The organism is Pseudoalteromonas sp. S1727 (assembly GCF_005886375.1).
Taxonomy (GTDB): domain Bacteria; phylum Pseudomonadota; class Gammaproteobacteria; order Enterobacterales; family Alteromonadaceae; genus Pseudoalteromonas; species Pseudoalteromonas haloplanktis.
Genome location: NZ_PNDT01000041.1, coordinates 105520 through 125137, shown reverse-complemented (window position 1 = coordinate 125137; position 19618 = coordinate 105520). Strand labels below are relative to the sequence as shown.

Annotated in this window: 14 protein-coding genes; 9 read left to right on the top strand and 5 right to left on the bottom strand. The window is 42.1% G+C overall.

The genetic code is table 11. From position 1 onward, the window contains the following. Positions 1 to 4: 4 nt before the first annotated feature. From CWB85_RS11535 to CWB85_RS11505, 7 genes are all read left to right on the top strand, one after another. On the top strand, positions 5 to 1117 hold the full coding sequence (locus tag CWB85_RS11535) for a mandelate racemase/muconate lactonizing enzyme family protein (RefSeq protein WP_138554955.1): 1113 nt from the start codon (positions 5 to 7) through the stop codon (positions 1115 to 1117). Next, a complete protein-coding gene (locus CWB85_RS11530; protein ID WP_138554954.1) occupies positions 1114 to 1884 on the top strand; it encodes a L,D-transpeptidase family protein in 771 nt (256 codons plus the stop codon). Before CWB85_RS11535 ends, CWB85_RS11530 begins: the two co-directional genes overlap by 4 nt. A gap of 116 nt (positions 1885 to 2000) precedes the next feature. Beyond that, complete coding sequence (locus CWB85_RS11525) at positions 2001 to 3593, top strand: sodium:solute symporter (RefSeq protein WP_016708820.1); 1593 nt, start codon at positions 2001 to 2003, stop codon at positions 3591 to 3593. Beyond that, entirely contained in the window at positions 3590 to 4495 is a 906-nt protein-coding gene (locus CWB85_RS11520; RefSeq protein ID WP_138554953.1) for a glucosamine kinase nucleotide-binding domain-containing protein, read from the top strand. The genes CWB85_RS11525 and CWB85_RS11520 overlap by 4 nt, the downstream gene beginning before the upstream one ends. Continuing rightward, a complete protein-coding gene (gene murQ / locus CWB85_RS11515; RefSeq protein WP_016708822.1) occupies positions 4492 to 5427 on the top strand; it encodes an N-acetylmuramic acid 6-phosphate etherase in 936 nt (311 codons plus the stop codon). Before CWB85_RS11520 ends, murQ begins: the two co-directional genes overlap by 4 nt. Positions 5428 to 5463: 36 nt before the next feature. Beyond that, the gene (locus CWB85_RS11510; RefSeq protein ID WP_171039009.1) at positions 5464 to 6609 is read left to right on the top strand and encodes an exo-beta-N-acetylmuramidase NamZ family protein; all 1146 of its coding nucleotides are present in this window, start codon (positions 5464 to 5466) and stop codon (positions 6607 to 6609) included. Positions 6610 to 6736: 127 nt separating this feature from the next. Beyond that, positions 6737 to 7261, top strand: coding sequence for a hypothetical protein (locus CWB85_RS11505; RefSeq protein ID WP_016708824.1), 525 nt, complete (start codon positions 6737 to 6739; stop codon positions 7259 to 7261). A gap of 94 nt (positions 7262 to 7355) precedes the next feature. On the opposite strand, the gene CWB85_RS11500 is transcribed toward CWB85_RS11505, so the two are convergent. Together CWB85_RS11500 and CWB85_RS11495 are read right to left on the bottom strand one after the other, a co-directional pair. Further along, a complete protein-coding gene (locus CWB85_RS11500; protein ID WP_016708825.1) occupies positions 7356 to 10379 on the bottom strand; it encodes a carboxypeptidase regulatory-like domain-containing protein in 3024 nt (1007 codons plus the stop codon). Between the two features lie 485 nt (positions 10380 to 10864). Next, positions 10865 to 11710 (bottom strand): MurR/RpiR family transcriptional regulator, encoded by an 846-nt coding sequence (locus tag CWB85_RS11495; protein WP_016708826.1) that lies wholly within the window; start codon positions 11708 to 11710, stop codon positions 10865 to 10867. Between the two features lie 480 nt (positions 11711 to 12190). Here CWB85_RS11495 and pbp4b point away from each other — a divergent pair, with 480 nt between their 5' ends. Both pbp4b and CWB85_RS11485 read left to right on the top strand, forming a co-directional pair. Beyond that, on the top strand, positions 12191 to 14638 hold the full coding sequence (pbp4b, locus tag CWB85_RS11490) for a penicillin binding protein PBP4B (RefSeq protein WP_138554964.1): 2448 nt from the start codon (positions 12191 to 12193) through the stop codon (positions 14636 to 14638). Positions 14639 to 14790: 152 nt separating this feature from the next. Then, positions 14791 to 16167, top strand: coding sequence for a Na+/H+ antiporter NhaC family protein (locus CWB85_RS11485; protein ID WP_016708828.1), 1377 nt, complete (start codon positions 14791 to 14793; stop codon positions 16165 to 16167). 304 nt (positions 16168 to 16471) lie between these two features. On the opposite strand, the gene CWB85_RS11480 is transcribed toward CWB85_RS11485, so the two are convergent. The 3 genes from CWB85_RS11480 to CWB85_RS11470 all read right to left on the bottom strand — a co-directional run bounded on the left by CWB85_RS11480 (position 16472) and on the right by CWB85_RS11470 (position 19615). After that, positions 16472 to 17608 (bottom strand): PQQ-dependent sugar dehydrogenase, encoded by a 1137-nt coding sequence (locus tag CWB85_RS11480; RefSeq protein WP_138554951.1) that lies wholly within the window; start codon positions 17606 to 17608, stop codon positions 16472 to 16474. Positions 17609 to 18441: 833 nt separating this feature from the next. Then, positions 18442 to 19077 carry a hypothetical protein gene (locus CWB85_RS11475; protein ID WP_138554950.1) on the bottom strand — a complete coding sequence of 212 codons (636 nt, stop codon included), beginning with the start codon at positions 19075 to 19077 and terminating at the stop codon, positions 18442 to 18444. After that, positions 19064 to 19615, bottom strand: coding sequence for an RNA polymerase sigma factor (locus CWB85_RS11470; protein ID WP_138554949.1), 552 nt, complete (start codon positions 19613 to 19615; stop codon positions 19064 to 19066). Before CWB85_RS11470 ends, CWB85_RS11475 begins: the two co-directional genes overlap by 14 nt. Positions 19616 to 19618: the final 3 nt, after the last annotated feature.

The window sequence follows — 19618 nt, the reverse complement described above, 5'->3', positions numbered from 1 at the left end:
AACTATGAAAATTACCGCAATACGTTTTGCCAAACTCAAAGTGCCACTCGTTACGCCATTTAAAACAGCACTGCGAGAAGTCAGCTTTATTGAAGACTTAGTTGTGATCATTGAAACTGATAAAGGTGAAATTGGCTATGGTGCTGCAGCATCGACACCGGTAATCACGGGGGATACTCATCAAAGTATACTCAGTGTTATCAAACAGTTTATCGCACCAAAACTGCTTGGTATGGAAATTGAAAACCTCAATCAAATCTGCCAAGTGATCCAATCAAGTGTCGTGGCAAACTACAGCGCTAAAGCCGCCCTTGAGCTGGCCGTATATGATTTATGGGGCAAATTATATCAAGCACCACTGTATAAGTTGCTCGGTGGTGGTAGTCAAACACTGCGCACAGATATCACAATTAGTGTTGATAATATCGATAAAATGCTCAGTGATTGCGCTCTCGCAGTGGCGCAAGGCTTTGATATTTTAAAAGTAAAAATAGGTAATGATTTACAGCAAGATATCGAGCGAGTAAAAGCAATTTACCAAGGCTTTGGTCAACAAACACACATTCGTTTAGATGTAAATCAAGGCTGGAATGCTAAACAGACCGTATTTGCACTGCAGAAACTAGAAAGTCTTAATGTTGAATTAGAACTTGTTGAGCAACCAGTAAAAAGCGATGATTTTAAAGGTTTAAAATACATTACTGAACGCGTCAATACGCCAATCATGGCTGATGAAAGTGCGTTTTCGCCTAAGCAAGTTATTCAGTTATTAGAACAAAATGCCGTTGATATTATCAATATCAAGGTGATGAAAACGGGTGGCTTAAGTCGTGCTATCGAAATTGCCAATATTACTGCCCAGTATCAAGCTCAATGCATGATTGGCTGCATGCTAGAAGGCAGTATTGCCGTTGCGGGAGCTGCGCATTTAGCGTCAGCAAAAGCGCAGCAGATCAGTAAAATAGATTTAGATGGTCCAGCGTTGGGTCAGTATGATCCGGTGCAAGGTGGTGTTGAGTTTAATGGCCCTGCGATCACCTTAAGTGATGGCCCAGGTTTGGGTATAAACAGTATCGATACATTACAACCGATCAACGATGGAGTTTGGCCTTTATGAAAAAAATAATAATAGCAGTACTTGCTACAACGGCACTCAGTGGCTGCGTCAACAGTACAACAAGCACAACCACGACCGCTGAAACCACAACCGTGATCCCATCACAGACTCAACAACTCGTGGTAGTTGTTGCTGATGATTGGCAAGCGATTGGTGCAAAGTTATATCGGTTTGAGTGGGTTGCGGGTCAGTGGCAGCAACAAGAGCAAGGCCATGCTGTGGTGTTGGGGCGAACTGGTTTAGCGTGGGGAATTGGTTTGCACCCAACGCAAGCTGGTGTACAAAAACAAGAAGGTGATGGTAAGGCACCCGCCGGAGTTTTTGAGCTAGGCAGCGCATTTGGCTACTTAGATTCATTAGCGACTAATATGACCTACCAAGGCATGACCGCCGATGATTACTGTATTGATGTGAAAGGTTCACCTTTTTACAACCAGTTGGTTGATAAATCAGTGGTTGGAGAGGCTGCAGTAAAAGGCTCATCGGAGTGGATGCGCCGTGATATTTACAGCCAAGATAACCTCTATAAAAAAGGTTTAGTGGTTAAGCACAATAGTCAAAATATAGATGGTGCAGGTAGCTGTATTTTTATGCACTTATGGCGTGCAGAAAATAAACCAACCGCAGGCTGTACGGCAATGACAGAGCAAAATATGGATACTTTACTAGCATGGTTAGATGAGCAGAAGGCACCACTACTGGTGAGTTTGCCTGCCTCAGAATATCAACAAAAACAATTGCTTTGGAAGTTACCAACAATTAAATAATCCGGATGAAGCCAATTCATTAGGTGGCTTTATAAAGTAAAAAATAAAACTGTTTTCTTTTTACTGAATTAATGGAATAATATATTCCATTAAAAGGTTTGAAGTTGGGATAATAAATGAGTGCACAATATACTTTGTTAGATTGGCTCGTGTTCGCAAGCTACGGAGCAATTTTATTACTCAGTGGTTGGTGGTTTAATCGCAAGCGCGCTAACTCAAGTAAGGATTTCTTTTTAGGCGGTAACAGCATGCCGACGTGGATGGTTGCTATCTCTGTATTAGCGACATCACAATCCGCTGCCACGTTTATTGGCGGGCCTGACCAAGGTTATCAAGGTGACTTGTCGTATCTTGCGACGAACATTGGTGCATTTATCGCTGCGTTTATTGTGTCTATTTTTCTGATCCCTAAATTTTATCAGCAAAAGGTATATACAGTTTATGAGCTGCTCGAAAAACGCATTGGCCCTAAGGCAAAACGTCGCAGCGGCCTTATGTACTTATTTGGTCGTGTATTTGCCAGTGGGGCTCGCTTGTATATGGCCGCCATTGCTGTTGCGATGATTTTATATGGCAATATAAATGCTGATAGCGTCATTATTGCCACTTTACTGCTCGCGCTGGCAGGTTTGTTGTATACCGTATTTGGCGGTATTCGCAGTGTCATTTATTCAGATGTATTACAAAGTGTGGTGTATGTCAGTGCCGCAATCGCTGTAATTTGGTGTTTATTAACTCTTATCCCTGCCGATTTTTCGACAATTTTAGCAACGTTGAATGAGCCAAGCCCAGGTGCTGATTCCAAGCTGGCTATTTTTAAGTTTGATTTAGATTTTGGTCCTAGTGGCGTATTTAATATGGCGTCGGTATTAACCGGTTTTGTGTTACTTAATATTGCGGCTTTTGGTCTTGATCAAGATATGACACAACGTTTGCTTACTTGTAAAAGTGAGCGAGAAGGTAGTAAAGCATTACTGCTTTCTATTGTGATGGTGATCCCTGTGATGTTGGTGTTTATTTTTATTGGTTTATTACTGTACATCGTATATCAACAACCAGCATTAATGAACAGTGATGGCGCGCAAGTGGTGCAAGAGTTCAATGGTGAAAAAATCACTATCTTTATGTATTACGTACTTAATGAAGCACCGGCTGGAGTCAAAGGGTTAGTAAGCGTGGGCATTATAGCCGCAGCTATTTCAACTTTAAACTCAGGGTTAAGCTCTATGTCATCGGTTATTGTGCAAGATTTATATCGTCCGTATTTGGCGGCTAAAAATAAACACGTTGCAGACAATCATTTTGTTAAAGCCGGGCGCGTAGGCATGGCTGTTGTAAGTTTCGCATTAGCATTAATGGCCATTATTTGTTACTTCTGGCAGCAATACAGTGATATGCCACTGTTAAAATTTGCACTTAGTGTGATGGTATTTTCTTACAGTGGTTTATTAGGTGTGTACTTCACAACGTTATTTACAAATCGAGGCAGTGAAGGCTCAGTATTGGCGGCGTTAATTGTTGGCTTTATGGTGACGCTGTTAATGCAGCCTTATATGATTGATTGGCTATTACCAGAATCGTCACGGTTTTACTTAGGCTTTACGTGGCAGTTATGTATTGGTACTGCATTGTCGACCTTAGTATGCTGTTTGGGTAAAGCGCAATTAGCCCAGCGTGGTCAAACGCCAGTCGGAGCTGAACAAGCATGACTCTAGAATATATCCTCGCAATTGATGGCGGGGGCACCAAAACAGTCGCTAAGCTTATTCACTTGCCCAGCGGCCAAGAATATAGCGCGCATGCTGGTGAAGCCTCTATATATAATGACTTTAATGCCGCAATAAACAGTTTGCAGTATGTGATCAACACTGTATGCGAGCAAAGTGGTGCGCAACATAAGCAAATTTTAGCGGTAATGGGCTTGGCCGGTGGTTCATCGAAAAGCTTAGCTGAGCGGGTCACTGCTACTTTACAACTTGGCTGCGATATTGAATTTGCACAACTGATGATTGTCAGTGATGCAATTACGTCATTATATGGTGCTAACCTTGGTCAGCCAGTCGCGATGCTTGCTTTAGGCACCGGTGCTGTAGGCGCGAGATTAACAGCACAAGGTGACACTAAGTTAATTGGTGGCTGGGGATTTTTAGTTGACGATTTTGGCGGTGGGGCGCGGTTAGGGTTAAGTGCTGTTCAGCGCTTACTCGATGAAATAGACCGCTTTAATGAGCCGAAAAACCAGCTAACCAAACAGTTAAGTGAGCAAATTGGCCGTGATCGTGAGCATATTTCAGGCTGGTTATTAAACGCCAAAGCGGTGGATTATGCCCGCTTTAGTCCGCTTATTTTCGGTTTAAAAAATCAATGTGATCTTGCAGATGCCGTTCTTAATGAACATGCACGACAGGTAGAGCGATTAATTGAAAAGTGTCGTGGTGATAGCCAATTACCGGTCATTATTATCGGTGGCTTAGCAGATGTAACCATTGCGTTATTAGATGAACAAATACAGCAAAATTTATCTCCCCGTCGAGGGGATTCGTTAGTTGGTGCGGTGATTTTAGCCACCGACCGAGTTAAACAAATTGACCACAAAAGGATTACGCGATGAGCCCTGAGTATGTTTTTAACCAGCAGCGCGCGCTTTTAGAAGAACTGAATGGGATTGTGTCAGAAGGACAAAATCTAGATACCTTAGATATTGATTTACTCGATAGCACTGAGATATTAACTAAAATTAATAATGAAGATCAAAAGGTTGCAGAAGCCGTAAGATTAGTTATTCCTGAGATCGCAAAAGCGGTTGATCATATCGTGACTGCGTTTAAGCAAGGGGGTCGACTTATTTATATCGGTGCAGGTACCAGTGGTCGACTGGGGATCTTAGATGCCGTTGAGTGTGCACCTACTTATAGCGTGAGCGATCAACAAGTAATGGGTATTATTGCCGGCGGTGAAACAGCCTTTAAAAAAGCGGTAGAAGGCGCTGAAGATAGCTTAACGCTGGGTGTTGAAGATCTTAAGGCTATTAACCTGCAAGCAAAAGATGTTGTAGTAGGGATTGCAGCTAGCGGTCGTACGCCTTATGTACGAGCTGCGATTGATTATGCTAAATCCGTGGGGTGTACCACTGTGGGCGTGACCTGCAACCCAGACTCAGCGGTTATGAAGCTGCCTGATATCGGTATTTGCCCGGTCGTAGGTGCAGAGGCGGTAACAGGTTCTACGCGCATGAAATCCGGCACTGCGCAAAAGCTGGTTCTTAATATGCTTAGCACTGCCAGCATGATACGCACAGGTAAGGTTTATAAAAACTTGATGGTTGATGTAAATGCGAGTAATGAAAAGCTGCATGCCCGAGCAATTCGTATTGTTATGCAAGCAACCGATTGTACTCATCAACAAGGTGTTGATGCACTTGCACAAGCCAAGCAAAGTGCTAAGTTAGCTATTTTAATTATTTTAACTGGTAAAGATGCAGCCCAAGCTGAGCAAATGTTAAATCAAGCTGATGGCTTTTTACGTAAAGCGGTGGAACTTTAAATGTTGATCAGGATATTGGTTATTTTGCAGTGTTTGATGTTGAGTGCTTGTGCTCAGCAGAGCGCTGAAAAGAGTGCTTCAGTAGAGGCGACAATGACTGTTGGCGCCTTACAGTCCCCGCAGTACTTACCTCAACTTGAGGGCAAACGTGTTGGCTTAGTGGTTAATCAAACCTCGCAAGTAGACGGTATCCACATTGTTGATTTACTGCGTGATAAAGGCGTCAATGTAACGAAAATATTTGCTCCTGAACATGGTTTTCGTGGCGATCATGATGCCGGCGCTCATGTAAAAAGTACGGTTGATGCAAAAACCGGTATTGATGTGGTGTCTATTTATGGCAGCAATAAAAAGCCTGATGCAGCGGTATTAAGCGAACTAGATGTGATTATTTTTGATATCCAAGATGTTGGCGTACGCTTTTATACTTATATCAGCTCTATGCATTATATGATGGAAGCTGCAGCGCAAAACAACCTTGAGTTTATCGTGCTGGATCGACCAAACCCTAATATTGCTTATGTAGATGGCCCCGTTTTAGACTTAAAATTTCAGTCTTTCGTTGGTATGCATGAAATTCCTGTGCTACATGGCATGACGGTGGGCGAGCTGGCTAAAATGATTAAGGGCGAAGGCTGGATAGACCAAGCTCAAGCACTTAATTTAACTGTTGTGCCAGTAGCTAATTATAGCCGCGATATGGCATACAGCTTACCGGTCAAGCCAAGCCCTAACTTACCTAACGATCAATCAATTGCGCTTTATCCGTCATTGTGCTTTTTTGAAGCAACGCCAATTACCATTGGCCGTGGTACAGATTTTCCATTTCAAGTAGTAGGTTATTCGCCAACGCCGTTAGGGGAGTTTAGTTTTACTCCGCGTGCGATTAAAGGCGCGTCAATGAACCCAAAATTTAAAGGCGTTGCGGTGCAAGGCTTAGATTTACGTGATAGTGCAATTAAAGGGCTCGACTTAAGCTTATTTATTTCAGCCTACAAAACCTTAACAGAGCAACAGCAAACCTTCTTTGAGCGCGCAGGCTTTATGGATAAGCTCGCAGGGACTGACAAACTGCGTCTAGCTATCGAAGCCGGCCAAACAGAGCAGCAAATCAAACAAAGCTGGCAGCAAGAGTTAGCGCGTTTTAAACAGCAACGCGCGCCATATCTGTTATATCAATAAGGCTATTGATCATTCACTGAGTTTCAAAACGCAGCTTAGGCTGCGTTTTTTATTGCCTTGAAAAAAAGCTAACTGTATGGTTTAAGTATATAAACCAAAAGCTATGTAAACTGAAAGGAATATAACAATGACAAAAATAGCATGGTATAAAAAGCCTGAAATGATCGTTGCTCTGTCTGCATTGCTCATAAGTGTTGTGACAACAATAATAGGGCTCTACTCCACTATGATTGATCGCTCCTATGCAAGAGCATCGGTTTGGCCAAGAGTCGAAATTTATAGAAGCCATTCGATAGAAAAAGGGTATTTTAGCTACGGGGTTATGAATAACGGCACGGGACCGGCAATTATTAAATATGCCAAAGTTACTTACAAAGATAAACCTGTTAAAAAATGGTCTGACTTTATAACTGAGACTAGTTTAGTGCAATCTCACATTGGCACACGGATTCTGCCAAGCCAAGCGAATGTCAGTGTGGTTAACATTGCGAATAAAGCTTATGTAGCTGATATGCTAGAAATTGATAAGCAGGTTACTATCGAACTTTGCTATTGCTCTATTTATGATGAATGTTGGCTTGCAGATAGAAGTAACCAGTCAAAAGAAATCGCAGAATGTGAGATCAGTGACGAGCAGCGATTTATTCAGTAATGCACGTTTCTTAAATAAAAAAGGCCACAAAAGTGGCCTACCCTGGAGGATGTAAAAGTAAGCACTTAAAGGCACTTACTTTTAATTTTTAGTCTTAAAACTTGAAGTTTACAGATAACTGCAAGCTACGTGGGTTGTAGTAGCTACGTGCTTCACCAAAGTTTTCATTGCTAACGTACGGGTTAATGTCATACCCAGTTTGACGATTAAATACGTTGAATAGATCCGCGCGGAACTGCATTTCAAAATTACCCGTAAGTTTAAAGTCTTGCGTGTAGTTTAAGTCTAACTGCCAATGACTGGCACTACGACGGCTACCCGCCGGCTCGCTATAACGGCTCGTACTACTGGTTGAGTAACCGTAGATAGAGCCATCCCATGTTTCCCATGGTTTACCTGATTGAAATACGAAATAAGCACCGACATTCGCCTGCCATGGTACGGTGTAGTAACCATATACTTTGACTAGATGCGGTTTATCGCCAGAGAGTGTGCCGTATTTATAATCCCATGAATAGCGACCGCGACCATCCCCATAGTTTGATGAACCAATAAAGGTATTTGCATCATTGGTTGCAGCGGTATTATCTTGGTCAAAGTTACCGTAGTAGTGACTCCACACATATGAAGCATTTACATAGCTGTTTTCACCTAAGTATTCAGCTTCGATACTGGCTTCCCAATATTTAGTTTCGCCACCATCTACTTCAGCAATTACGTACGATGAGCCGCCAATCTCCTTAATAATATCAGCAAGGTTATCTACATATAAGCCTTGATCAGCAATATGTTGAGGAACACCTTCAGCATCAACTCCTGAATAATCAGTTAAGCGCGCATCATTAGGCATATCTTCCCAAAAGTGATTACCTTTACGGTGACGTACATGGGCACGTAGTACTAAGTCGCTGCCAACGTATTTTGTTGTACCAAGCGTAAATTCTGTAATCCGACGTGGGGTTAAATCATCGGCAAAGATTTTACCCGATGAACCTTGACGAGGCTCTGCGTAAATAACATTACCCGCGGCATCGAATTCAACTTCAATTTCAGCTCGGGTGTTACGATCCCACGATGCCGCACGTGAAAGTGAGCTTGCTTCTGGGTTATACATAGAGAAGTTAGCAAAAATTGAATCTTCTTCAGAGTAGGTCCATGTTGCACCTAAGCGCGGCTGGATCATGTCTGACCAATCAGTTTGGTACATTTTGTACTTATTACCAGGAGCCGTTTCATAACCTGAAATGGTGCCTGACTTTTCACGTAAGCCTTGGCCATACCAAGTATCACGGCTAACAAGTACGCCGATGTTGTAGGTCCAATCGCCGACCTCAATTGAGTCATTGATTTCAAAGTTGATAGATTCACTTTCAGAGTTGATAGCCGAAACAGCACTGCCACCGCTGACCAAACTCATTTGTTGCACTTTTGCACGATAAATAACGGGTGCGCTGCTACCATCTTCTAAGCTTTCGTCTAAGCCGCCCACGTACGAAATACTGCCCCAACCATTTGAAAGGCGCGATAGGACTTCTTTACCTTCTTTCCACTCGGCACCAATATGCAATGTGTGGTAAGTATCACCCCAGTCAAATTCATGATCTAGGTTGATTTCAAATGAGTCACGGTAGAAGTCGATATTGTCGTATTGTGAATAAGCACCTACACCCCCACCGCCTTTCATTTGGCCGTTTTCAGAGTAACCATATTGGTTTATTAGTGGAGTTGCACCAGCGTTAAATGCGGCAATTTGCGCTGCCGTATAATTATCATCGGCATCAAGTAAACTCGGCACAGCAAAATAGCCCATTTGATCTAAATTTGCTAAATCAAGTTGCCCTGTTAGTGAAGGCACAACAGACAGTGGAGTATCAGGTATACCTGCCGTTTCAAGCTCAAATTTACTGTATTGGAATGAAAGCGTAGTCGCTGAGCCTAAAATCCATGAACCATCTAATGTGAAGATATCTTGATCGGCTGTATCGCCAACAGATACGCTGTCGGCTTCATACGCATCGATTGAACGTCCTTCAACGACTTTTTCAGACGTACGCTGTGAAATATTAAGTAAAATATCGTCAGTAGGTGCCCAGGTTAACTTACCAAAATATTCATCACGAACACTTTTGTAGTCTTTTACTTCACCATAAGCGGTATTTTTATTCTCTTTGGTTTCCTCTGGACGGTAATACGAAGTATAGAAATACAATGAATCTTCGATAAGCGGGCCACTTAAGCTGGCAGTTAACCAACTTTTATCTAGCTCATAGCTCTCTTCACCGACAGGTGTTGCAACAAATGTTTTAGGTTGTGCTTTGTATTCCACATTGCCATGGAATTCGTCAGTACCAGACTTTGACACTGTATTAATAGACAAACCACCAGAGCGGTTAAAACCAACAGCTTTTGCGCCGCCGCGGTCCATGGTAACAAATTCAACATCGTGAGTTGATGGTTCTGAGGCTAAGTTACCAAACATTGGCAAAGAAACATCGACACCATCAAAGCCATAAGAGTTATCAACCCCTGAGCCACCGGCTGACGGGCCAAGTGTTGCATTTTGTGAAAGTTCAACACCGGGTACGAGTTTTAATAAGTCGCGGTAGTCTTGGCCAACAGGCACGCCTTCAATGGCTTTTTTACCAAGTGAGTTACTCAGTGATGAGTTACCTTGGCGAAAAAGCTTACTACCTGTCACTGTAATTACTTCAACATTCTCTTTTTTGCCGCTGAGTGTAACGTTGACATTTGATGTCTGCTCTAGCAGTACATCCACTGTCATGGTTTGTGTAACGCCATTATGATCAGTGAAGGTAAGCTCGTAAGTACCTGGTTTTAGTTGCGGTAAATCATAGCTGCCGTCTTCGCGAGTAACCACTGTACGCGGTTTTGGCATGACATTACTGCTTGCAGTAATAGTAATACCAGCCAGTGATTGATTTGCTTGTTCGGTGGCGACTTTACCTTTAATGCTACCGTTTAAATTGGCAAATGCGGGAGCACTTGCCAGTGAGGCCGCGATAAGTGCGGTCGCTATTGCAGTTTTTGGAACTTTTAATGCGCGGTGTGTTGCATGCGCTAAAGAGCTAATATTGAAGGTTGGTGCATGTTTTTTCATTGTTTCCCCGTCCTTTATTATAATTTGTCTATCGCTCTGGACCTAATACTCACGCTAGAGTCATAAACTTGTTGCCAATATATTAAACAGCTGTTGCAGAGAATGGTCAAGAATATTTTTTTCTATAAATAAAATTTAATTAAAATAAAATATATAAATCTTGGCAAGGTGACGGCTTAAAATTTAGTGGTATTTTGCGTGATATGAAGTGATTATCGAATTTGATTTTTATAAGTGATTGTTTTTGTTTTGATTTTAAGTTTGTTGGTTTGGTTTTTTTTGTATTTAAAGTAGGAAAAAAGTATTTTTTTAGTATGATTTTAAATCTAAATAGGTGTTTTTATAGGAACTAAAAAATTACATAAAATATTTTTTGTTAAAATAATTTATATTTTTTGATAAAGGAACAGTGTTTAATGAGATACGCAGGATACGTGTGTAATAAAGCAAACAGGTATGACTCATACCTGTTTGATCAACACGCTTTAGTGGTTTCTGAACTCACCAACCACGTCGTTCGAATGTTCTAACAATTTACGACCTTGGCGGCTTGATTGTGTTAGGGCAATGAATAGAATATCAATAACAAAATCTTGTGCAGTACGAGCAAGAATAGAGGATAACCGTACAGACTCTTCTTCAGCTACAGAGTACAGCCTCACGTTGGCTTGATCAGCAACTGGGTTACTACCAAACTTAGTGACTGAGATCACGGAACTGTCGTTCATTTTTGCTTGTTTAACGACTTCTGCTATTTCTCTGGTGACACCAGACTCACTGATCGCGATAACTAAATCGCCTTTAGCAAAAGTTGATACATACGCAAGTTGCGCATGACCATCAGGTTCTGCAATGGCTGGCATGCCTAATTTTTGTAGTTTATAAGAGAAATCTTTTGCTACCAAAGCGGAGCCGCCTAGACCACAAATTAAAATTCGTTTTGCTGACTTCAATAAACCAACTGCCTGCTCAATTGCGGTTGCTTCATTGAGGTTTTTAGTTTCAGTCAACACGGCCAGTTTACTGCTGAGTAGCTTTTCAGCAATTTGCTCTAAAGAATCGTTTAACGTGATTTTTCCGTGTAGTTTTGGTTCTGACGTTTCATCATTGAGTGCGTCAATAACAGCCAGCTTAAAAGCAGGAAAACCTTTATAACCCAGTTTTTGCGAAAATTTCACAACACTCGACTGACTTACACCCACCACTTTAGCCAGCTCTACTGATGAGAGATTACGAATTGCGTTAGCTGAGTTCAACGTGAAATCGGCTAGTTTAGCTTCGCTGCTCGACAGAGATTGACGTAAGGCTTTAATTTTTACAAATGTAGACATACTACTCGCTTATTTTTATATTTGGCGTATTTATAGCATTAATCGAAATAAGTTTGTACTCAATTTGGGTTCAAATGTAACTATCTTTGCTTTACTCTTGTGCCTATGCGTACAAAACAAATAAATTATTCGTGTTCAACGATATTATGTTTTGGAATACTCTTCAAGAATAATTGGAATAATATAATTTTAATTAGCCAAATTTACAACAACCAATAAGACTAAGTAATAGATTTGTTTACTGTGAATGAAATTACTACGTTCCAATTTGGGATAAAATATCTTTTATTTTATGTTGTAACTAAATAAATTATTTACAAACTATTTCACTATGCTAATGTTTAGAACGTAGAACTACATCCTGTTGTGCATACTAAAATGGCAACACTAAGACTATATTTATTTGCTTATGTAATGCATTTATCACTATCAGTGATACGCTTGTTGGTGCTTACCTTGGCAATCAGTAATGAGAAGGTTATGACGTTTTTATCTTGGTTTAAAAAACTTAGTTTAGCTGCTGCAACTGCACTTTTAGTTAGCTGTGCTTCAACTCCCTACGAATTTACTCAATCTGCTAATTATAGCCATCGCGTTAAGTTTTTGGTGATGCATTACACTGCCATTGATTATGAAAAATCAATGCGAGTACTCGTTGAAGAAGGTGGTTTGAGTGCCCATTACTTATTACCTGAGTCGAATGATCCCAGTTACCCAGAAGATGAATTAAAAGTTATTCAACTTGTTGATGAACATGACCGAGCATGGCATGCAGGGCGAAGCTACTGGCAGGGCCGTGAAGATTTAAACGATCAATCAATTGGCATTGAAATTGTTAATGTACCGACTTGCCATTACCCAGAGGTGAAGCCTGAAGTTCATTTAGAAAATGACGCATCTAAGCTGTGTATTTTCCCTGACTATGACGCTAAGCAAATGGCGTTATTAATTGAGCTAAGTAAAGGTATTTTAGAAAGAAATCCTGATATTGGCCCAACTCAAGTAGTAGGGCACTCAGACATAGCACCAACACGTAAAAATGATCCTGGTCCGCGTTTTCCGTGGTATCAATTATACCAAGCTGGCATTGGTGCATGGTATGACAGTGATACTGTTGATAAGTATTGGCAGCAATTTAGCGTAGTAAAACCGTCAATTGGTTTAATGCAAAAAGCATTACGCGCTTATGGCTACGACATACACGCAACTAACCAGCTTGATCCACAAACGCTTGATACGCTGAGCGCCTTTCAAATGCACTTTTTACCGTGGCATGTTAGCGGTAATGCAGATGCACGTAGCGCGGCAGTACTATTTGCTTTGATGGAAAAGTATTTCCCGAAAAAAGCGGCTAAATTAATGCTGCAATATCAGCAACAACAAACAACACCCGAGCCGATAGTAAAACCACTCGCAAATGCGCAAGTGGTTATGCAAATTCCAAACCCTAATCCAAGTTCGCGTACGTTTGTAAATGACCGAGGTACGTTTAAAGCGTACAAAGGCCGAGGCCACATCATCATCGAAAATAACACCGCAACGAGTGCTGATATTTTCATAAATGGTGAAAAAATAAATATAGCTCAGCCACTTACTGCTAATAAACTATATGAATACAGCTTATCAAAACGCACTCATAATGGTGTAAATACCTTTAAAGTTGCAAATGTGCAACCTGAAGGGGCAAGTTTAACTCTGCGTTTTCCTTATCCTACTTTAGCGACTACACCGGCTAAAAAGAATGCCTTTAAACAAGTCGATAGTTTAATTAACCAAGAAATCGCACAGGGGTTTCCGGGGGCGGTGCTTGCAGTGATCAAAGACGGTCAACTGGTTAAATTAAGCCATTATGGGGATGCAAAAAAATACCAAGCTGATGGCTCATTATTATCCCAGCCGCAGCCAATGAAAAGTGATACGTTATTTGATATCGCTTCTAATTCAAAGATGTTTGCCACCAATTTAGCATTAATGAAATTAGCCAGTGAAGGCAAAGTGGATGTAGAAAAACCCCTGTTTTACTACCTACCAGAATTTAGAGGAGCAGGGCGTGAGCAGCGCTTAGTGAAAGATTTACTGACTCACAGCGCAGGCTACCCAGCGGTGGTTGATTTTCATCGTAAAGATAATAAATTTGGTGAGCGTTTCTTTTCACAAAATAGCTTACGTACCAAAAACTTATTACTGACTGGCGTGCCGTTTGTGGCAGGCCGTAATGTTAAACATTTATATTCAGACATAGATTACATGCTACTTGGTGTGTTAGTTGAGCGACTCTCAGGCCAATCCCTTGATAACTATGTAGAAGGACAAATTTATCAGCCGCTTGGCTTAAGCCATACACTCTATAACCCATTGCAAAAAGGCTTTACTAAAAACCAAATAGCCGCCACTGAACTGCAAGGTAACACCCGTGGTGGGCGCATTGATTTTGATAACGTTCGCACTGATGTTTTACAAGGGCAAGTACACGACGAAAAAGCATTCTATGCACTCGGTGGTGTTGCAGGGCATGCTGGGTTATTCAGCACAGGACAAGATTTAAGTGTACTTGCGCAGCTGCTATTAAACCGTGGTGGCTACGGCGATAAACAAATGTTTACCCCGCAAGTGCTAGAGCAATTTATTGGCCCGCAAGCCAGTGATGAAAGCTATGGTTTGGGTTGGCGTCGTGCTGGTCATGGTGCATTAAAATGGCATTTTGGCCCCTATGCAAGTGAGCAGGCTTATGGTCATACTGGTTGGACGGGCACGGTAACAGTGATTGATCCCGTTTATGACTTAGCCATTGTTTTACTCACCAATACACGCCATTCGCCGATAGAGGGCAGTGAAAAACACTATGAATTTGTGGGCAAAAAATTCGAGACCGGTAAATACGGCTCAATTATTTCTCTGATTTATGAAGCAATACTAAATAAGCAGTGAGTTAAAAGGCGCTGCTTATCTTGTCGCTGACCGATTTAAGTTGTGTTTATTGCTGAACTGATTAAGCTAATGGGTTTGTTCTAACCTTCAACGCAGAATTGAAGATAAAATAATTATAACGGCGGCGTGGTCGCTACATAAAAGGTTACTGTATGTCTTGGTATTCAATTTTACCGCCGCTAATTGCGATTTTAATCGTGTTTTGGCGTAAAGAAGTAATAATGGCGCTACTTGTCGCGGTTGCTTCTTCTGAATTTTTGTTAGCACTGCAAGGTGATGGCAACACGCTTTTTAATACATTTATAAATACCATTGAACGCGTAGTCAGTGTTGCAAGCTCACCGGGTAATAGCCGTATCCTGATCTTTAGTATTTTGATCGGGGCATTACTTGCTTACATTCGTGAATCAGGTGGTGTAGCAGCAACAGTTAATATGTTGATGAACAAAGGCGTGGCAAAAAGTAAACGCCAAGTTGGTTTTTTAACTATGTTCTCGGGTATTGCGGTATTTATTGAATCTAACTTAAGTGTACTTACCGCGGGTATTTTATCCCGTGGGTTATTTGATAAGTTTAAAATGAGCCGAGCGCGCCTTGCGTACATTATTGATAGTACCAGTGCGCCAGTGTGTATATTAATTTTACTTAATGGCTGGGGGGCGTACGTGCTCGGCTTACTAGGTAACTATGAAATGTCAGAATCGGCAGTGTCGGTGTTATGGGGCAGTATCGGCTATAACTTTTACGCCATTATTACCTTACTGATTGTGTTTTATACTATTTCATTTGATAAAGTGCATGGCCCACTTAAAAAAGCAGAAGAACAATTAGAACACCAAAAAACAGAGCTACAAGAAGAAGTAAAAGGCACTAAAGCACGTTTTATGTTGGTTCCTTTACTTACGTTGATCGGCAGCATGGTTGGCTTTATGTATTGGTCTGGTGATGGCGATATTGCCAGTGGTAGTGGTTCTAAATCAGTATTGTATGCAACCATTTTAGCCTGTGTTGTGGCCTACTTTCTAATGGTGACTTCTCGCCAGTTTACTCATCATAAGCTGGTGGATATTGGCTTTAAAGGCATGGGTGAATTACTGCCATTAGTTGCCATTGTATTGCTTTCACTGACTTTAGGCGCAAGCTTAAAAGACTTAGGTACTGGTGTATTTGTAGCAGGGCTAGTGGGTGATTACTTACCTATCTACCTAGTGGTACCAGTGTTATTTGTAACAGGCGCGGTGATCTCTTTCACCACAGGGACATCATGGGGCACCTTTGCAATACTTATCCCAATTGGTGTGCCGCTAATTCAAGCGCTAGGTTTACCGCCTTCATTAGTGATTGCGGCAATCTTAGGTGGTGGCGTATTTGGTGATCACTGTTCACCTATATCCGACACCAGTGCTGTGTCTGCAATTGCCTCAGGGTGTGATTTACTTACGCACGTTAAAACGCAAATGCCGTATGCATTATTCGCTGGTGGTTTAACATTTGTGGCCTACCTCATTACAAGCATTATTGTTTTATAAATACTAGTTTTAAGCTGTAAGTAAAAAACCACAGAGAAGTCTGTGGTTTTTTATTGCTTGTTACGTAGGTCGTCATTTATGGCGACACATGTCGAATCACTTACAAAGTTACGGACTAAAGTCCGATCTAAAAGAGTATGGATTGAAACCTTCAAGCGAAATAAATTTCACGCCTACGGTATCTAATTCACCTCAGCAGCGAGTATGCACCAACGACTTAAAGCTTATGACTTAGAGCTTAAAGCCCCTTTACTCTTTCCCCCTTGTGACTCGCTAAATTGTTTTGCTTTGCTCTACCAACCTACTATTTAGGTACAACCTTATAAATACCCATACCGTCAATGCCCAGATATATATCACCATTCGGGTGGGTGGCAATACTGCGCACGCGGCCAGCGCCTTCAAACAGTTTACTGTGGCCCGTTACTTTGTTGCCATCGAGCTCAACTAACACTAAATGAGCAAATTTCATTGCACCAACAAGTACGTGACCTTGCCACTGCGGGTATTTGCTACTTGTTACAAACTCCATCCCAGAAGGTGCGATAGACGGCACCCACACCCAATCAGGTTGCTCCATGCCTTCACGGCTGGTTTCGTCGGTGATTTTTGTGCCGATGTAGTTAATACCGTGGGTTACTTCTGGCCAGCCGTAGTTTGCACCCGCTTTAATAATATTGATTTCATCGCCACCACGCGGGCCATGCTCATGGCTCCAAATTGCCCCAGTTTGTGGGTGCATCGCCATACCTTGCGGGTTGCGGTGACCATACGAATAAATGCTCTTACGTGCGTTTGGCTGATTTACAAATGGGTTTGATTCAGGGATTGAACCATCGCTATTAATGCGATGAATTTTACCTGCGTCATACTCTAAGCTTTGTGGGTGAACATCACGAGCGCCACGATCACCAATCGAAAAATACAAGTAGCCATCTTTATCAAATTCAATGCGCGAGCCATAGTGTTTAGTAGTGGTGGTGTTTGGTGTACCGTCGAATAATAATTGCGTATCGACGAGTGCCATATCTTTTAACCGTGCACGCATGATTGAGGTATTATAGCCTTCTTCATCACCTTCATAACCAGAGTATGAAAAGTAAATCCAGCCATTGTCTTTAAAGTGAGGATCCAGCTCAATATCTAATAAGCCACCTTGACCCTCAGCATGCACTTTTGGCAGACCAGAGATTTTTTGCTCTAGCAATTTACCATCACGAATGAGCCTAAGTTCACCTGCACGGTCTGTTACCAATAAATCTTGCTCGTTAAGCCATACCATTCCCCAAGGGATTTGCACGCCTTTGGCAACTAACTCAAGCTGATACTTATCAGCGCTTTTAGCGACGGGTATTTCTTGTTCAAGTTGCTGCGCACACGCTTGCAAACTGGTTACACTGAGAAGAGTGACGACTAAACTGCTACAAAAAGACTTTTTCATGGTAACTCCAATTTATTAAACACGATGACATTAGCCTAGCGTGTTATAAGTGAAATTGTTATGAACATTTACTAAAGTGCGACTATCTACGGAAAATGCAAGATAAATGACGGTAAAACATCGCGCTGGAGTGTAGGCGCTAAGCTTGCTGGCGCGTGTGGCTATGGCTTCGTACGGCGGGCGACGAGCTACGGCACACTCCTAGTACCTAGTCACTTCCTAGAGCCTAGCCACTTTCAATTGTAGGTCGTCCTTTAGGGCGAGAAAGTGAATTTCACCACAGAGGGCACAGAGGCGCTTCGCTACACTGAGGTTAGTTATTGTTGTAGGAGCTGGCTTCAGCCGCGAAGGGTTTAACACCAGTGTTAAGTTAATCACCGTAGGCGCTAAGCTTGCTGGCGCGTGTGTTTGTAGGTTGGGTTGAGAGTAACGAAACCCAACGGGCTTAAATTGTAGGTCGCCCTTTAGGGCGAAAAGTGGATTTTACCACTGTGGTGCTTCGCTGCACAGAGCTTAAATATTGGTTGTAGGAGTCGGCTTCAGCCACGAAGGGTTTAACTCCAATGTAAGGGTTAACCACCGTAGGCGCTGAGCTTGCTGGTGCATGCATTTTGTAGGTTGGGCTTTAGCCCAAAAGTTGTATCACTGTAGCTGATGTTTTTTGCTGCTAACTTTTCACACATATTGTCGGGATAAATCCGCGACCTACATTAAAAACCTTATTCAAGGTTTAGGTTGCTGGCAGCAACCAAGGGGCGGCTGCTACCGGCCTTTGCGTTTCTCTTTTGTGTAGCGCGCAGCGCCTCTGTGGCCTCTGGCCTCAGTGGTAAAAATCACCCTCTACAAACCTTAACCCCATCTCCTGCATGTTTGAGTGCGATAATCTGGCCTTGGCTGTTGTGGGCCATGGCGAGCATGTCGCCTTTTACAATATCACTTGCTACGGCGTGTTTGGTTTTTAAGCTATTCAGCAACGAGTCTTTTATTTGAATGAGCACTTCGCTGTGGCAGCTGGCGATGTACCAGTCGTTGTCTACTTTAACTAATTGGCCGTATTCAATATAGCGCTGTTGGTGTAGGCGCAGGTCGGCGGCGAGTTTGTCGTCGAGCTGTTGTTTTTGGCTGGTTATTTCACTTGAATAACTGCCGGCATTATCTACTTGGTGAACCTCAATAAAGTGGTAATTGTTTTGCTGAGCGGCAAAGGTATTGTTAAGTGTGTGTTGTTCTGTGGTGTTATCTGTGTTGTTATCTGTTGTGGTAAACATGGTAAAGCCTAGTACCACTAATGCGCAGGCGAGGCCGGTCATTTGTAGGGGCAATAAAAATTTTGCTGGTTGCTTATTGGCGTTTTCATTGGGTATTTTAGTAAACATTGCCTGTTGCTCGGGCGTAAGCGTGTGGCGTTTTTTACGTTCACTAAAATGCTGTTCAAGTTGTTGCTCCAACTGCGCGTTATGCTTTTTCATCAAAGCCTCCCAATAATGTTTTTAAGTTCTGTTTTGCATAACGTAGCCGCGTTTTTACGGTTTCATGATTGCTTTGCGTGATCTGTTGTATGTCTTCAAGCGAAAAGCCTTCTTGTTGCAGGCTGAGTGCTTCGCGTTGTACAAAGCTCAGTTGCATTAACGCTTTATCAAAAGCGGCATAATCAAATTTTTGCTCAGTTCTCAGTGGGGCTATCGCGGTGTCGTCTTCTAGTTCAACAAAGCGCTGTTGTTTACGATATTCATCAATCAACGCATTGCGGGCAAGGCGAAACAGCCAGGCTTTTGGGTTGTTTTGACCTTGATAGTGGTGGCGTTTTTCCATCACTTTTAACCAGGTTTGCTGGCTAATATCAAAGGCGAGTTGCTCGTTACTTTGGGTGACTAAGTAATGGTACAAATCGTTGCCAAACAAGGTGACAAGTTGAGTTAAGTGGCGGTTGTCGCCACTTTTTGCGTAGTCAGCCAAGTAATCGTTACTTGGCTGGCTGATAAACCATGATTTTAAGCTTGTAAGCATAGG

Coding starts and splice junctions, on each gene's coding strand:
- CWB85_RS11535 (WP_138554955.1), top strand. CDS start 5: ATGAAAATTACCGCAATACGTTTTGCCAAACTCAAAGTGCCACTCGTT.
- CWB85_RS11530 (WP_138554954.1), top strand. CDS start 1,114: ATGAAAAAAATAATAATAGCAGTACTTGCTACAACGGCACTCAGTGGC.
- CWB85_RS11525 (WP_016708820.1), top strand. CDS start 2,001: ATGAGTGCACAATATACTTTGTTAGATTGGCTCGTGTTCGCAAGCTAC.
- CWB85_RS11520 (WP_138554953.1), top strand. CDS start 3,590: ATGACTCTAGAATATATCCTCGCAATTGATGGCGGGGGCACCAAAACA.
- murQ (WP_016708822.1), top strand. CDS start 4,492: ATGAGCCCTGAGTATGTTTTTAACCAGCAGCGCGCGCTTTTAGAAGAA.
- CWB85_RS11510 (WP_171039009.1), top strand. CDS start 5,464: ATGTTGAGTGCTTGTGCTCAGCAGAGCGCTGAAAAGAGTGCTTCAGTA.
- CWB85_RS11505 (WP_016708824.1), top strand. CDS start 6,737: ATGACAAAAATAGCATGGTATAAAAAGCCTGAAATGATCGTTGCTCTG.
- CWB85_RS11500 (WP_016708825.1), bottom strand. CDS start 10,379: ATGAAAAAACATGCACCAACCTTCAATATTAGCTCTTTAGCGCATGCA.
- CWB85_RS11495 (WP_016708826.1), bottom strand. CDS start 11,710: ATGTCTACATTTGTAAAAATTAAAGCCTTACGTCAATCTCTGTCGAGC.
- pbp4b (WP_138554964.1), top strand. CDS start 12,191: ATGACGTTTTTATCTTGGTTTAAAAAACTTAGTTTAGCTGCTGCAACT.
- CWB85_RS11485 (WP_016708828.1), top strand. CDS start 14,791: ATGTCTTGGTATTCAATTTTACCGCCGCTAATTGCGATTTTAATCGTG.
- CWB85_RS11480 (WP_138554951.1), bottom strand. CDS start 17,608: ATGAAAAAGTCTTTTTGTAGCAGTTTAGTCGTCACTCTTCTCAGTGTA.
- CWB85_RS11475 (WP_138554950.1), bottom strand. CDS start 19,077: ATGAAAAAGCATAACGCGCAGTTGGAGCAACAACTTGAACAGCATTTT.
- CWB85_RS11470 (WP_138554949.1), bottom strand. CDS start 19,615: ATGCTTACAAGCTTAAAATCATGGTTTATCAGCCAGCCAAGTAACGAT.